Annotated in this window: 14 protein-coding genes; 6 read left to right on the forward strand and 8 right to left on the reverse strand. The window is 60.6% G+C overall.

Annotated features, from left to right (window positions below; all coding sequences use genetic code 11):
- Positions 1 to 36 precede the first annotated feature (36 nt).
- Both P3C18_RS12585 and gpmI read right to left on the reverse strand, forming a co-directional pair.
- A complete protein-coding gene (locus P3C18_RS12585; RefSeq protein WP_275962183.1) occupies positions 37 to 1,278 on the reverse strand; it encodes a murein hydrolase activator EnvC in 1,242 nt (413 codons plus the stop codon).
- A gap of 160 nt (positions 1,279 to 1,438) precedes the next feature.
- Complete coding sequence (gene gpmI, locus P3C18_RS12590) at positions 1,439 to 2,974, reverse strand: 2,3-bisphosphoglycerate-independent phosphoglycerate mutase (protein ID WP_275962184.1); 1,536 nt, start codon at positions 2,972 to 2,974, stop codon at positions 1,439 to 1,441.
- Positions 2,975 to 3,121: 147 nt separating this feature from the next.
- Here gpmI and P3C18_RS12595 point away from each other — a divergent pair, with 147 nt between their 5' ends.
- From P3C18_RS12595 to secB, 3 genes are read left to right on the forward strand one after another with little or no spacing between them, the layout of a single operon-like run.
- On the forward strand, positions 3,122 to 3,535 hold the full coding sequence (locus P3C18_RS12595) for a rhodanese-like domain-containing protein (protein WP_275962185.1): 414 nt from the start codon (positions 3,122 to 3,124) through the stop codon (positions 3,533 to 3,535).
- 1 nt (position 3,536) lies between these two features.
- Positions 3,537 to 3,791 (forward strand): glutaredoxin 3, encoded by a 255-nt coding sequence (gene grxC, locus P3C18_RS12600; protein ID WP_275962186.1) that lies wholly within the window; start codon positions 3,537 to 3,539, stop codon positions 3,789 to 3,791.
- A gap of 40 nt (positions 3,792 to 3,831) precedes the next feature.
- Positions 3,832 to 4,317 carry a protein-export chaperone SecB gene (gene secB / locus P3C18_RS12605; RefSeq protein ID WP_275962187.1) on the forward strand — a complete coding sequence of 162 codons (486 nt, stop codon included), beginning with the start codon at positions 3,832 to 3,834 and terminating at the stop codon, positions 4,315 to 4,317.
- 124 nt (positions 4,318 to 4,441) lie between these two features.
- Here the strand turns inward: secB and trmL are convergent, their stop codons facing one another.
- Entirely contained in the window at positions 4,442 to 4,906 is a 465-nt protein-coding gene (gene trmL, locus P3C18_RS12610) for a tRNA (uridine(34)/cytosine(34)/5-carboxymethylaminomethyluridine(34)-2'-O)-methyltransferase TrmL (protein ID WP_275962188.1), read from the reverse strand.
- On the opposite strand from trmL, the gene P3C18_RS12615 reads away from it, so the two are divergent.
- Positions 4,905 to 5,336, forward strand: a complete 432-nt coding sequence (locus P3C18_RS12615; RefSeq protein WP_275962189.1) for a hypothetical protein — start codon at positions 4,905 to 4,907, stop codon at positions 5,334 to 5,336. The genes trmL and P3C18_RS12615 overlap by 2 nt on opposite strands.
- 289 nt (positions 5,337 to 5,625) lie before the next feature.
- Here P3C18_RS12615 and ntrC read toward each other — a convergent pair whose 3' ends face one another.
- The 5 genes from ntrC to glnA form a co-directional block, all read right to left on the reverse strand.
- Positions 5,626 to 7,059 carry a nitrogen regulation protein NR(I) gene (gene ntrC / locus P3C18_RS12620; protein ID WP_090254813.1) on the reverse strand — a complete coding sequence of 478 codons (1,434 nt, stop codon included), beginning with the start codon at positions 7,057 to 7,059 and terminating at the stop codon, positions 5,626 to 5,628.
- On the reverse strand, positions 7,056 to 8,138 hold the full coding sequence (glnL, locus tag P3C18_RS12625) for a nitrogen regulation protein NR(II) (protein ID WP_275962435.1): 1,083 nt from the start codon (positions 8,136 to 8,138) through the stop codon (positions 7,056 to 7,058). Before glnL ends, ntrC begins: the two co-directional genes overlap by 4 nt.
- 210 nt (positions 8,139 to 8,348) lie before the next feature.
- Positions 8,349 to 8,966: a DUF4124 domain-containing protein gene (locus tag P3C18_RS12630; protein WP_275962190.1), complete on the reverse strand. Its 618-nt coding sequence runs from the start codon at positions 8,964 to 8,966 to the stop codon at positions 8,349 to 8,351.
- Positions 8,967 to 8,968: 2 nt separating this feature from the next.
- Entirely contained in the window at positions 8,969 to 9,523 is a 555-nt protein-coding gene (locus P3C18_RS12635; protein ID WP_275962191.1) for a DUF4124 domain-containing protein, read from the reverse strand.
- Positions 9,524 to 9,696: 173 nt separating this feature from the next.
- Entirely contained in the window at positions 9,697 to 11,103 is a 1,407-nt protein-coding gene (gene glnA / locus P3C18_RS12640; protein WP_275962192.1) for a glutamate--ammonia ligase, read from the reverse strand.
- A 326-nt stretch (positions 11,104 to 11,429) separates the two neighbouring features.
- On the opposite strand from glnA, the gene thiI reads away from it, so the two are divergent.
- Positions 11,430 to 12,884: a tRNA uracil 4-sulfurtransferase ThiI gene (gene thiI / locus P3C18_RS12645; protein ID WP_275962193.1), complete on the forward strand. Its 1,455-nt coding sequence runs from the start codon at positions 11,430 to 11,432 to the stop codon at positions 12,882 to 12,884.
- Between the two features lie 161 nt (positions 12,885 to 13,045).
- Positions 13,046 to 14,866: a translational GTPase TypA gene (gene typA, locus P3C18_RS12650; protein WP_275962195.1), complete on the forward strand. Its 1,821-nt coding sequence runs from the start codon at positions 13,046 to 13,048 to the stop codon at positions 14,864 to 14,866.
- Position 14,867 lies beyond the last annotated feature (1 nt).

Below are 14,867 nucleotides of genomic sequence, written 5' to 3' on the forward strand. Positions count from 1 at the left end.
GAACTTACTCCTGTCCTAAATCGGTAATCGCGACACTTATCCTTGTGCGCGGCACCATTGAGCGGGGTCGATCGGGCGGCCCTGCTGGCGAATTGCGAAATACAGTGCTGGGGTTTCCTGGCCGCCGCTGTTGCCAACGGTGGCGATGGCTTCGCCGGCCTTGACCACGTCGCCGGCATCCTTGAGCAGGCTCTGGTTATGCCCGTAGAGGCTCAGGTAGCCGTTGCCATGGTCGAGAATGACCAGAAGCCCGGCGCCACGCAACCAGTCGGCAAACACTACGCGGCCGCCATGCACTGCATGTACCTGGCTGCCAGCGGAGGCGCCGATCAGCACGCCATCCCATTTGGTGCGGGCATCGCCACCGCGTGGTGTGCCGTAGCGGGCCACCAGGCGACCATCAACCGGCCAGGGCAATTTGCCCCGGGCCTTGGCGAATGGACCGCCAAAGCTGGCGCCAGAACTCACCAGTGGACCCGTCGGCGCCGGATTAGTGCTGCTGCGTGATTGTTCGCGTTCGGCGAGCAGGGCTTGCTGGCGCGCCGCTTCAGCTTCGCGAGCCTGACGTGCGAGGGTTTCCTCGATGGTTTTCAGCACCCGCGCCAGATTGGCTTGCTCCTGCTGGCGGGCCTTGAGCTTCTGGTCGCGGGCGGAGAATTCCTTGTTCAGCTTGGCCAGCGCCAGCTGACGCTCCTTGCGCACGCTGGCGAGTTGTTCGCGGCGGCCATCCAGAGCGCTTTTCTGCTCCAGCAGCTGGCTTTGCTGGTTGGCGATGTCCAGCTCGACATTGGCCAACTGGCGCAGGGTTTCATTGAAGGCGGCGAGTTGTTCCATGCGCGCTTCGCTGAGGTAGTCGTAGTAGGTCAGGGTGCGCGAGAATTTTTCCGGGTTCTGCTGGTTGAGCAGCAGTTTGACGTATTCCTGGCGACCGCTCTGGTAGGCGGCGCGGGCCTGGATGCCGATCAGACGCTGCTGTTCAAGGCGCGCGCCCTCGAGTTTTTTTTTCTCTTTATCGAGGCGCTGAATTTCCTCTTCGCTCTTTTTCAGGTCCTGCTGCAGGCCTTTGACCTGCTTCTCCAGCTGGCCCATCTCGCTTTCGGTTTTCTTCAGGTCTTTCTGCACGCCGGATTTTTCCTGCTGCAGCTTCTCCAGCAGTTGCTTCAGCTCGGCGACATCGGCGCGCGCGGCATCCAGTTGCTTCTGCGCATCGCTCTTCTCGTCGGCGAAGGCAGGCGGCAGCAGGAGGGTCAGGAAAATAAGGGCGAGTGCACGAAACATGGGGCTGGCAGCACCTGGGGCAAGGACGCGCCTAGTATGCCTAAAAAAACAGCGGCAAGCTGCATGTCATCAGCGCTGTGCGCGGGGCTGCACTTGCAGCGTGAGGCAGCCGGCAATTTGCCCGCCGGCCAGGCATTGCACCTGGCCGGCGGGCAGCAGCTTAGTTCAGCTCGACGATGCTGGTGCCGGTCATTTCCGCCGGTACTGGCAAGCCCATCAGGGTCAGCAGGGTCGGGGCTACGTCGGCCAGCACACCGCCAGCGCGAATGGTCGCCGGGCGCTTGCCGACATAGATAAACGGCACCGGCTCGCAGGTGTGTGCGGTGTGCGCCTGGCCGGTGCTTTCATCGGCCATCTGCTCGACGTTGCCGTGGTCGGCGGTGATCAGCGCTTCGCCGCCGACCTTGTCCAGCGCGGCGACGATGCGGCCGACGCAGCCGTCCAGGCATTCCACGGCGGCCACGGCGGCGGAGAACACGCCGGTATGGCCGACCATGTCGCCGTTGGCGTAGTTGACGATGATCACGTCATAACGCTGATTTTCGATGGCGTCGACGATCTTGTCGGTAACTTCCGGCGCGCTCATCTGCGGCTGCAGGTCATAGGTGGCGACGTTCGGTGACGGGATCAGGATGCGCTCTTCACCGGCAAAGGGTTCTTCACGCCCGCCGGAAAAGAAGAAGGTGACGTGGGCGTACTTCTCGGTTTCGGCGATGCGCAGCTGGGTCTTGCCGTTATTAGCCAGGTATTCGCCGAGCACGTTGGTCAGAGCTTCCGGCTTGTAGGCGCTAGGCGTCGGGATGCTTGCGGCATACTGGGTGAGCATGACGAAGCCAGCCAGTTGCGGCACGCGCGTGCGCTCGAACTCCTTGAAGCCCGGCTCGACAAAGGCGCGGGTCAGCTCGCGTGCGCGGTCGGCGCGGAAGTTCATAAAGACTACGGCGTCGCCGTCTTCCATGCGCACGGGCTCGCCAATAGTGGTGGCTTTGACGAACTCATCGCTTTCGCCACGCTCGTAGGCAGCATTCAGGCCTTCCACGGCAGTGGCAGCGTTGAACTGACCGTTACCGTCGACCAGCAAGCCGTAGGCCTGCTCGACGCGCTCCCAGCGGTTGTCGCGGTCCATGGCGAAGTAGCGGCCGCTGAGGCTGGCAATACGGCCCTTGCCAAGTTTGGCGAAGGTGGCGTCGAGCAGTTCAATGGATGGTTGCGCGCTTTTCGGCGGGGTGTCGCGACCGTCGAGGAAGGCATGCAGGTAAATACGCTCGGCACCGCGCTGGGCGGCCAGTTCGGCCATGGCTACCAGATGGTCCTGATGGCTGTGCACGCCGCCATCGGAGAGCAGGCCGAGGATATGCACGGCTTTGCCGGCGTTTACCGCCTTGTCCACAGCGCCGGTGATGGCCGGGTTAGTGAAGAAGTCGCCATCACGAATTGCTTTGGTCACCCGGGTGAAGTCCTGATACACCACACGGCCCGCGCCGAGGTTCATATGACCGACCTCGGAATTACCCATCTGCCCGTCCGGCAGGCCCACATCCATACCTGAGCCCGAGATCAGGCCGTGGGGCTGGGTGGCGCGCAGATGGTCGTAGACCGGCGTGTTGGCGGCCATGATGGCGTTGGATTCGGGGCTGTCACTGTGGCCGAAGCCATCGAGGATGATCAGTACCAGGGGTTTGGGCGTGGCGCTCATAAAGCTGGTTCGCTCTGGGTCGATGGGCGGGAAACAAAGGAGGGGCATTTTACGGCCAAGTGGCGCAAACGTCACCGCCGGGCGGGGTTTGGCCGACCTGTGCGGCTGTGTATACTGGCCGACATTTTACCGCCCCGGAACCGCACAATGCTTGCCAACTTGATTGAATTTGCCACTACCCACTATGTACTGAGCGGTTTGTTCGCAACTCTGCTCGCGCTGCTGATCTTCACCGAAGCGCGCAAGGGCGGGCAGAGCCTGAGCAGCCGCGAGCTGACCGCACTGGTTAACAGCGAGCAGGGCGTGGTGCTGGATATTCGCGGGCAGAAGGACTTTTCCGCTGGGCATATCGTCGGTGCACTGAATATTCCGTTCGAAAAATTCGCCGCGCGCATGGTTGAGCTGGACAAGCACAAAGCCAAGACCATTATCGTGGTCGACGCCATGGGCCAGCACAGCGGCGGCATTTGCCGCGACCTGAAAAAGGCTGGCTTCACCGCTGCCAAGCTGTCTGGTGGGATTGCCAGCTGGCGTGGCGACAACCTGCCGCTGGTGAAGTGAGATGCAGTCTGTCGTCATCTATTCCAGCGACTGGTGCCCGTACTGCATCCGCGCCAAGCAGCTGCTGACTCATAAAGGCGTGGCCTTTAACGAGATCAAGGTTGATGGCAAGCCGGATGTGCGGGCGGAAATGACCCGCAAGGCGCGGCAGACCTCGGTGCCGCAAATCTGGATCGGTGACACCCATGTGGGTGGTTGCGATGACCTTTACGCCCTGGAGCGCGCCGGCAAGCTCGACGCGCTGCTCAAGGCTTAATTCCCTGTTTACCCGTACCTAACGACAAGAAGGCTTTGCCATGACAGAACAAGCTAGCAACGGCGCCGCTCAGGGCGAACAAAACCCGCAATTCTCCCTGCAGCGTATCTATGTACGTGACCTGTCCTTCGAAGCGCCGAAGAGCCCGGAAATCTTCCGTCAGGAGTGGGCGCCTAGCGTCGCCATGGACCTCAACACCCGTCAGAAGGCGCTGGATGGCGACTTCCACGAAGTGGTGCTGACCCTCTCGGTAACCGTGAAGACTGGCGAAGAAACCGCCTTTATCGCTGAAGTTCAGCAGGCTGGTATCTTCCTGATCAAGGGGCTGGACGCGGCGTCCATGAGCCACACCCTGGGCGCGTTCTGCCCGAACATCCTCTTCCCCTATGCCCGCGAAACCCTGGACAGCCTGGTTGTGCGTGGCTCGTTCCCGGCGCTGATGCTGGCTCCGGTGAACTTCGACGCCCTCTACGCCCAGGAACTGCAGCGTATGCAGCAGGCCGGCGAAGTGGCCACCGCACACTAAGGTTTGCGGTTGGAACAAAAAACGCCCTACGGGGCGTTTTTTATGGCCTGCCATCCCTGGCGGCCACCCTGCGGGCCGTCGCTGCGCGACGTTAAAAATTGCTCCCGGCAATTTTTTATGGGCGCTACTGGGCCTCGGCAAAACCCTGCTGACGCCAGGCTTCATAGACCGCCACGGCGACGGTGTTGGACAGGTTCAGGCTGCGGCAGCCTTCGCGCATCGGCAGGCGCAGGCGTTGCTCGGGCGGTAGGCTATCGCGAATCTCCTGGGGCAGGCCGCGGCTTTCCGGGCCGAACAGGAAGGCATCGCCAGGCTGGTAGCTGACCTGGTGAAACGCTTGCGAGCCCTTGGTGGTAAAGGCAAACACGCGCGGCTGGCCGATGCTGGCCAGGCAGCTGTCGAGGTCAGCGTGGCGCTGCAGGGTGGCGTATTCGTGATAATCCAGGCCGGCGCGGCGCAGGCGTTTGTCATCCAGTTCGAAGCCCAGCGGCTCGATCAGGTGCAGGTGGCAGCCGCTGTTGGCGCAGAGCCTGATAATGTTGCCGGTATTGGGCGGTATTTCCGGTTGAAAAAGGATGACGTGAAACATGCGCGGCTCCGAGCTTGAAGACGAGCAGCATTCTACAGACCCGCGCCCCCGTCCGTGGGTGCGGGTGATTGCTTCATTGGCGGTGTTTGGTTTTTTAATCGGTTTGATGATTGGTCGGCTGTTGCAGCCGGACCCGCTCTGGCTTGAGCGCGTGGATGTGATCGAGCAGGGCCTTGAGCTGTGGTTCAACGTCGAGCCGCTGCCGCGCGAGGAGCATGCGGGCGGCGTGTTTATCCTGCGCCTGCAGAGTTTTGGCCGCCAGCAACAGGGCCAGCTGCAGATGCAGGGAAGGTTGGCCAATTGGCGTTTGCAGCGCGAGAGAAGGGATTTGTTGCTGAGGGTGGTGGCAGCCCGTCCATTGCGCGGTGAGTGGCGCGCTGAGGAAGTGGACGGGCGCTGGCGGCTGGTAGTCAGCCTGGTGGAGCAATAAAAGAGGGGAATCCCCGGCCTGCCTGTACCAAGGTCCCCAAAACTGGGATTGCTTGAGTCTATGCAGGCTGTGTGCCAGTTTTATTACGTTGGCTGAAGGCCGCGTAAATGCTGGGTTTCAGCGGTTGTCTAGGGTGCTGCTGGGGCGACGCAGGCGCTGGGATGTGAACCGTCGCTGTGCACTGGGTCGATGCCGGTGCATTGCTCTGGCGCATTCTCAGGTTGTTTACCGGTGTAAATAAAAACGGGCCCAGGTGGGCCCGTTTTGCATTTGGCGCAGCGTCAGCGGTTTAGTCGTCGCTGTCCTCGTCATCGGCGCTTTCGACGTTCATGCCCAGTTCCTTGATCTTGCGCGTCAGGGTGTTGCGGCCCCAGCCCAGCAGCACGGCGGCGTCGCGGCGGCGGCCGGCAGTGTGCTTGAGGGCGGTTTCGATCATGATCCGCTCGAAGGCGGGTACGGCGGTATCCAGCAGGCTGGACTGACCGCGGCCCAGCGCCTGATCGGCCCATTGGCGCAGCGCCTGTTCCCAGTTGCTCACCGGTGCGCTTTCCTGCGGCTGGCTGAGCAGCTCCGGCGGCAGGTCGTCGACATGCACTTCACGGCCCGAAGCCATCACGGTGATCCAACGGCAGGTGTTCTCCAGCTGGCGCACGTTGCCCGGCCACGGCAGCTGCTGCAGGTAGTCTTCGGTTTCGCTTTTCAGCAGCTTGGGCTCGACTGCCAGCTCCAGCGCGGCGCGGCTAAGGAAGTGCCGAGCCAAAGTAGGAATGTCTTCGCGTCGATCCGACAGGCGCGGGATATGAATGCGGATCACGTTAAGGCGGTGGAACAGGTCTTCACGGAACTTGCCGGCCTGCACCAGGCTTTCCAGATTCTGGTGGGTGGCGGCGATGATGCGCACATCGACCTTTACCGGGGTGTGTCCGCCGACCCGGTAGAACTCGCCGTCGGCCAGCACGCGCAGCAGGCGGGTCTGGGTGTCGGCGGGCATATCGCCAATTTCATCGAGAAACAGCGTGCCGCCGTCGGCTTGCTCGAAACGCCCGCGACGCTGGTTGGCCGCGCCGGTAAAGGCGCCCTTTTCGTGGCCGAACAGCTCGGATTCCATCAGGTCCTTGGGAATCGCCGCCATGTTCAGCGCGATAAACGGCGAGGCGGCGCGTGGGCTGTGGCGGTGCAGGGCGTGGGCGACCAGCTCCTTGCCGGTACCGGATTCGCCGTTGATCAGCACGGTGATATTGGAGTGCGAGAGACGGCCGATGGCGCGGAACACCTCCTGCATGGCCGGCGCTTCGCCGATGATCTCTGGCGTACGTGGCTGCTCGACCGGCACGGCCAGGCTCTGCTGCTCCTGCGCGTGCATATTGGCGCGCTTGACCAGCGACACGGCTTCATCAACGTCAAACGGTTTGGGCAGGTACTCGAACGCGCCGCCCTGGTAGGACGCCACAGCGCTGTCCAGGTCGGAATGGGCGGTCATGATGATCACCGGCAGGCGCGGGTACAGCTCGCGGATGCGCGCCAGCAGATCGAGGCCGCTGGCTCCCGGCATACGAATATCGGAAATGATCACATCGGGTTGCTGACGGCTCAGGCGGCTGAGCACGCCATCGGCGCTGTCGAAGCTCTGGGTGGTCATGCCTTCCTGTTGCAGGGCTTTTTCCAGGACCCAGCGGATGGAGCGGTCGTCATCGACAATCCAGACGGTTTCACTGCGACTCATGACGGAGTTACTCCTTGTTCCAGCGGCAGGAAGATCGAGAACACGGTGTGGCCAGGATGGCTCTCGCACTCGATCAAACCTTGGTGCTGACTAATGATGTTCTGGGTAATGGCCAGGCCCAGGCCGGTGCCGTCGGCACGCCCGCTGACCATGGGGTAGAAGATGGTTTCCTGCAGCTCGGGCGGAATGCCCGGGCCGTTGTCGATGATTTCGATCTTGGTCACCAGGCGATGGCGACAATGGCCAATGGTGAACTGGCGCAGGGTGCGGGTGCGCAGGGTGATGCGGCCCAGGCGCAGATCGTTTTGTCCGGACAGCGCCTGCATGGCATTGCGCACGATATTCAGCACTGCCTGGATCATCTGTTCGCGGTCGATCAGCACATCCGGAATGCTTGGGTCGTAGTCGCGCACCAAAATGATGCTGCCCTGGCTTTCCGCTTCCACCAGGCTGCCGACGCGCTCCAGCACCTCGTGCACGTTGGTCAGCGCCAGGGATGGCAGCTTGTTCGAGCCGAGCATACGGTCGACTAGATTTCTTAGCCGGTCGGCCTCTTCGATGATGACGTTGGTGTAATCCTTGAGGCTTTCTTCGGGCAGCTCGCGGGCCAGCAGCTGAGCGGCGCCACGGATGCCGCCGAGTGGATTCTTGATCTCGTGGGCCAGGCCGCGCACCAGCAGTTTGGTGGTTTCCTGCTTGGACAGCTGCGCTTCTTCTTTGGTGATGCGCAGCAAGCGGTCGCGCGGATGCACTTCCAGCAGCAGCAGGGTTTCGCCACGGCTGAGCACCGGCGTCACCGCATAGTCGACGGTCAGGGTCTGGCCGCTGACTGACGTCACCACCGCTTCACGCTTGTTGAAGGGGTGGGCTTGCTGGACGGCCTGGCGCAAGGCGCTTAGCGCCTCGCTGGATTCGGTAAACAGTTCGCTGATGAATTGCCCGTGACTGCGCTGGCCACTGACGGCCAGGAGCATCTCCGCTGCCGGGTTCATGTACTCAAGACGCAGGTCGTCGTTGAGCAGCAGCGTGGCAGTGGTCAGGTTGTCCAGCAGCAGGCGGTGCAGTGCGTCGTTGATGATCATATGGGATGTCAGCAGACCCTTGGGTTCCAGCAATGCAGCTGGAAAATGCAAGAAGCAAACCAAAGCCCCGAAAAGAAGCGTGTTTGGCCGTGGGATGCCGGGAATTAGCTGCTTTTCAGCGCAGCCGGGTCGCGCGTGGCGACCCAAAACAGGGAGAGTATAGAAATGCCGGGCAATATGCGCACTGCTTTGGTGCGCTGTGCCGGTTTAGATAAATGGCACGAAGGGAATGTCTTTCTTTTCCGGCGGCTTGTCCTTGAGCGGACACTCCGGGCGCACGCCGTAATCGGCCTTCTTGCATGGGTTGACCATGCGCTTCTGCGCGAGGGAGATGCGCAACATATGGAACGGCTGGGTCGGCGTGCGTTCGATGATGCGGCCCTGTTGATCGATGATCTCCACCGCCAGCTGGTGGGTGCCGCGGTCGATATTCTCCAGTGGGAACACCGGGCTTGTGCCCGCTTCGCCGACCTGTACGCCGTCCAACAGCAGGCGATAGCTGTGCTGGGGGAAGAGTTTCGGCTCGCTGTTGACGCTGACAATCAGGTTGCCGGCGCTGTCGCGGATGGTCGCGTCAGGCTGCGGCACCAGAATGCGCAGCAGGCTGTAGCGCTGGCTGGGTTCGGGCGGCGCTTCAATTACGGGGGCGGTTTGCGTCTGGGTGGCCGGCATCGAGTTGCTGGGCGCCAGTTCGACGCGCTCGGCATTCCCTGACCGGGGTTTGTCGGTAAAGACGCGATTCCCTTCGCTATCTATATAGGTGTAGACCTGCGCGAGGGCAGGCAGGGCGAGCAGCATCAGGCCGCAGAACAGCAGATTGCGCATAGTCAGGGGGCTGGCTTTGGTTTCGGTGGTGGTGGACGCAGAGCTGGGCTACTGGTGTTGACCCGCTGCACGGTAAAGGTGGCAGTGGCGCTTTGTTGGATCGACTGCTCGCCACTGAGTACTTCCACGGCCAGGCTGTGCTCGCCACGATCAGCATTGCTCACTTGCAGGCGCGGCACGTTGCTCGGTTGGCCGTAAGGCTTGCCGTCAAGCAGCAGGCGCAGGCGATGGTTGCTGGCCAGGCGCGGCTGAATGTCCACGCCAACGCTGAAGGTGCCGTTGTTGGCACGCATGGCCTCATCGTCAGGGATGCCGGTCAGCTGCAGGATGCTGTAAGGCGCGGCGTTGTCGACGGGGTCGGGGGTGGTAGCTGCGGGCAGGCTGGGTACTGGCATCGACACGCTATTGGTTTTCGGCAGCTCGACATTCTGCGTCGCCTGGCCTTCCGGCGGCTGGTCAGTGAATACCGTGTTGCCATTGGCGTCGGTGTATTTGTAGATCTGCGCACTGGCCGGCAATGCCAGGCCCAGTAGCAGGCAGATAAGTAGAGGGCGCATGCCTGACTCTCCCTAGTGATGTGCCCTAAGCCTTGCACTGGTAGCGCGCGCTGGCAAGCGCGTTGATGGCTGGGCGTGTACCAGCGCAGCAATCATCAGGTTAAAAGGTGTTGCGGGTGGGTCGCCAAACGCAAAAGGCCACCCGAAGGTGGCCTCTTGTCTTACGTGCGGGATTAGACGCTGTAGTACAGGTCGTATTCCAGCGGGTGTACGAAGGTGCGTACTTTGATTTCTTCTTCGCTTTTCAGCTCAAGGTAAGCGTCGATGAAGTCATCGGAGAACACGCCGCCTTTGGTCAGGAACGCACGGCCTTTATCCAGCTCTTCCAGGGCTTCTTTCAGGCTGCCGCACACTTGTGGGATCAGCTTGCCTTCTTCTGGCGGCAGGTCGTAGAGGTTCTTGTCGGCAGCATCGCCTGGGTGGATCTTGTTCTGGATGCCGTCGATACCAGCCATCAGCAGAGCTGCGAAGGCCAGGTATGGGTTGGCAGCCGGGTCCGGGAAGCGTGCTTCGATACGGCGGGCTTTCGGGCTGGACACGTACGGAATACGGATCGAAGCCGAACGGTTACGGGCCGAGTAGGCCAGCATTACTGGAGCTTCGAAACCTGGGACCAGACGCTTGTAGGAGTTGGTCGACGGGTTGGTGAAGCCGTTCAGCGCTTTACCGTGCTTGATGATGCCGCCGATGAAGTACAGAGCGGTGTCGGACAGACCGGCATAGCCTTCGCCAGCGAAGGTGTTCTTGCCATCTTTGGAGATGGACATGTGAACGTGCATACCCGAACCGTTGTCGCCGTACAGCGGCTTCGGCATAAAGGTTGCGGTTTTGCCGTAGGCATCAGCCACGTTGTGTACGCAGTACTTCAGGGTCTGAACTTCGTCAGCCTTGGCAACCAGGGTGTTGAACTTCACGCCGATTTCGTTCTGACCGGCAGTCGCCACTTCGTGGTGGTGAACTTCGATGACCAGGCCCATTTCTTCCATGGCGTTACACATGGCAGTACGGATTTCGTGGTCGTGGTCACATGGCGGAACTGGGAAGTAACCACCTTTGACGGCTGGGCGGTGGCCCTTGTTGCCGCCTTCGATGTCAGCGTCGGTGTTCCAGGACGCCTGCTCGGAGAAGATCTTGAACATCGAGCCGGAGATGTCGGACTTGAACTTCACTTCGTCGAAGATGAAGAACTCAGGCTCTGGGCCGACGAATACGGTGTCACCGATACCGGTGGTTTTCAGGAACTCTTCAGCGCGCTTGGCGATCGAACGCGGGTCACGATCGTAGCCTTGCATGGTGCTTGGCTCGATGATGTCGCAAACGATGATCAGGGTTGGCTCTTCGGTGAACGGGTCCAGTACAGCGGTTTCGTCAACCGGCAGCAGGATCATGTCGGAGGCTTCGATGCCTTTCCAGCCATGGATGGAGGAGCCGTCGAACATTTTGCCGACTTCGAAGAACTCGTCGTCCAGCGCATCGCGTGCCGGCATGGTCACGTGGTGCTGTTTGCCCTTGGTGTCGGTGAAGCGCAGGTCAACCCACTTCACGTCGTGTTCTTTAATAAGTTGAATCGACTTCGACATGCTGTCCTCCAGGTGGATAAGGCTCGAATCGTGAGCCCTCAATAGTACGGTACGGCCGCGGCATACTCCGCCAGGGCATCCTGCCTCACAAGGGAGCAAATTGCATGCCAGTGCACAGGAATGGGTGTAAGCCCTGAAACTCAGGGCTGGCGGGGGCTGCGCGGCGCTGCCTGATAAATATTTGCACTGTTATGGGTCGCTGTATTTGTTGTGCGCCCTTAAATGGTGCGCGTTTTGCGCGCGTGAGGATTTTTGATCAAAGCGTGAGCAATTTCCGCTATAATCCGCGCCCCTGTTTTTTCGCGGCCTCGGCACTCACTGTTTTCATGAAACTGATCGTTAAAGTCTTCCCAGAAATCACCATTAAAAGTCGGCCGGTGCGTAAGCACTTTATCCGGCAGCTGGCGAAGAACATTCGTTCGGTTTTGCGTGAGTTCGATCCACAGCTGCAGGTCAGCGGTGTGTGGGACAACCTGGAAGTCGAAACCCAGATCAGTGAGGCGAAGACCCTGCAGGCAATGATTGAGCGCCTGAGCTGCACGCCGGGCATCACTCATTTCCTGCAAGTTGATGAATACCCGCTGGGTGATTTCGACGATGTGCTGGAAAAGTGCAAGCTGCACTTCGCCGATCAGCTGCCGGGCAAGATTTTCGCCGTACGCTGCAAGCGCGCCGGCAAGCATGCGTTCAGCTCCATGGATGTCGAGCGCTATGTCGGCAGCCAGCTGCGCCAGCAGTGCGGCGCGGCCGGCATCTCGCTGAAAGATCCCGACGTTGTGGTGCGCATGGAGATCCGCGACCAGCGCCTGTTCGTGATTCACCACCAGCACGAAGGCTTGGGCGGTTACCCGCTCGGCTCGCTGGAACAGACCCTGGTGCTGATGAGCGGCGGTTTCGATTCCACCGTCGCCGCTTACCAGATGATGCGCCGCGGTCTGGTTACCCACTTCTGTTTCTTTAATCTAGGCGGCCGCGCTCACGAGCTGGGCGTGATGGAAGTGGCGCACTACCTCTGGCAGAAGTTCGGCAGCTCGCAGCGCGTCCTGTTTATCAGCGTGCCGTTTGAGGAAGTGCTGGGCGAGATTCTCGGCAAGGTCGACAACAGCCAGATGGGCGTGATCCTCAAGCGCATGATGCTGCGCGCCTCCACGCGGATGGCCGAGCGCCTGCAGATTGATGCGCTGGTCACCGGTGAAGCGATTTCCCAGGTGTCGAGCCAGACCCTGCCGAACCTCGCGGTGATCGATTCGGCCACCGATATGCTGGTGCTGCGTCCGCTGCTTGCCAGTCATAAGCAGGACATCATCGATACCGCCACGCGCATCGGCACTGCCGAGTTCGCCAAACATATGCCGGAATATTGCGGGGTGATTTCGGTCAACCCGACCACCAAGGCGAAGAAGCTGCGCATCGAATACGAGGAAAGCCAGTTCGATATGGCCATCCTCGAGCGCGCCCTGGAGCGCGCGACCTTGCTGCCGATCGACAAAGTGATCGACGAGCTGGGCAAGGACGTACAGATCGAGGAAGTCAGTGAAGCCCTGGCCGGTCATGTCGTCATCGACATCCGCCATCCCGATAGCGCCGAAGATCAGCCCCTTGAGCTGCCCGGCATCGAAGTGCAAGCGCTGCCGTTCTATGCCCTGAACAGCAAGTTCAAAGAGCTGGATGAGGCGCGCCAGTACCTGTTGTATTGCGATAAAGGTGTGATGAGTCGTTTGCACGCCCACCACTTGCTGAGTGAGGGGCATGCCAATGTGCGCGTTTATCGTCCGGCATAAAACGCCCGGGTTGAATGGCGGCAGTATCCGCCATCGCCCTCCCGACCCACAGGCGGCGTAACAGCCACAGCGCTCGTACGCCGCCTGGCAGAAATCGCAATTAGTTAATACTCGCCGCCTAGAATAAGCGGCACACCGAATCCTCTGATCGAGATACACACGTGATCGAAAATCTACGCAACATCGCCATCATTGCCCACGTTGACCATGGTAAGACCACCCTGGTAGACAAACTCCTGCGCCAGTCCGGCACCCTTGAGCGCAACGAGCTCAACGACGAGCGCGTGATGGACAGCAACGACCAGGAAAAAGAGCGCGGCATTACCATTCTCGCGAAGAACACCGCGATCAACTGGAACGGCTACCACATCAACATCGTCGACACCCCCGGCCACGCCGACTTCGGCGGTGAAGTTGAGCGCGTGATGTCGATGGTTGACTCCGTACTGCTGCTGGTCGACGCCCAAGACGGCCCGATGCCGCAAACCCGTTTCGTGACCAAGAAGGCCTTCGAAGCTGGCCTGCGTCCAATCGTGGTGATCAACAAGGTTGACCGTCCGGGCGCGCGTCCGGACTGGGTTCTGGATCAGATCTTCGACCTGTTCGACAACCTCGGTGCCACCGAAGAGCAGCTGGACTTCAAAGTCGTCTACGCCTCGGCCCTGAACGGCATTGCTGGTCTGGATCACACCGAGATGGCTGAAGACATGACCCCGCTGTACCAGTCCATCGTCGACAACGTGCCGTCCCCGCAGGTTGATATCGATGGTCCGTTCCAGATGCAAATCTCCGCACTGGACTACAACAGCTTCCTCGGCATTATCGGCGTTGGCCGTATCGCCCGTGGTCGCGTCAAGCCGAACACCCCGGTGATCGCCATCGACGCCGACGGCAAGAAGCGCAACGGTCGTATCCTCAAGCTGATGGGTCACCACGGCCTGCACCGCATCGACGTTGAAGAAGCCACCGCTGGTGACATTGTCTGCGTCAGCGGCATGGACTCGCTGTTCATCTCTGACACCCTGTGCGACATCAACCATGTTGAAGCGATGACCCCGCTGACCGTTGACGAGCCGACCGTATCCATGACCTTCCAGGTCAACGATTCGCCGTTCTGCGGTAAAGAAGGCAAGTTCGTTACCAGCCGCAACATCAAAGAGCGTCTGGACAAAGAGCTGCTGTACAACGTGGCCCTGCGTGTTGAAGAAGGCGACAGCGCTGACAAGTTCAAGGTCTCCGGCCGCGGTGAGCTGCACCTCTCGGTACTGATCGAAACCATGCGTCGCGAAGGCTTCGAAATGGGTGTAGGTCGTCCGGAAGTGATCATCCGTCAGGTTGACGGCGTGAAGCAGGAACCGTTCGAAAACGTCACCATCGACACCCCGGAAGAATCCCAGGGCAAGGTCATGGAAGAGATGGGCCTGCGTAAGGGCGACCTGACCAACATGGTGCCGGATGGCAAAGGCCGTGTGCGTCTGGAATACAACATCCCTGCTCGTGGTCTGATCGGTTTCCGTAACCAGTTCCTGACCCTGACCAACGGTGCTGGCATCCTGACCTCGATCTTCGATCGCTACGACACCATGAAGTCCGGCGACATGTCCGGCCGTCAGAACGGTGTACTGGTCTCGGTAGAAACCGGCAAGGCGCTGACCTACTCCCTGGAAACCCTGCAAGCGCGTGGCAAGCTGTTCGTCGAGCACGGCCAGGAAATCTATAACGGTCAGATCGTTGGTCTGAACAGCCGTGACAACGACATGGGCGTTAACCCAACCAAAGGCAAGAAGCTCGACAACATGCGCGCTTCCGGTAAGGACGAAACCATCGCCCTGGTTCCACCGGTGAAATTCACCCTGGAACAGGCTCTGGAATTCATCCAGGACGACGAGCTGTGCGAAGTTACGCCGAAGTCGATCCGTCTGCGTAAGAAGATCCTCGACGAAGGCGAGCGCACCCGCGCTGCCAAGAAAGCCAAGAACTGAT

The organism is Pseudomonas sp. 1928-m (assembly GCF_029269135.1).
Taxonomy (GTDB): Bacteria; Pseudomonadota; Gammaproteobacteria; order Pseudomonadales; family Pseudomonadaceae; genus Aquipseudomonas.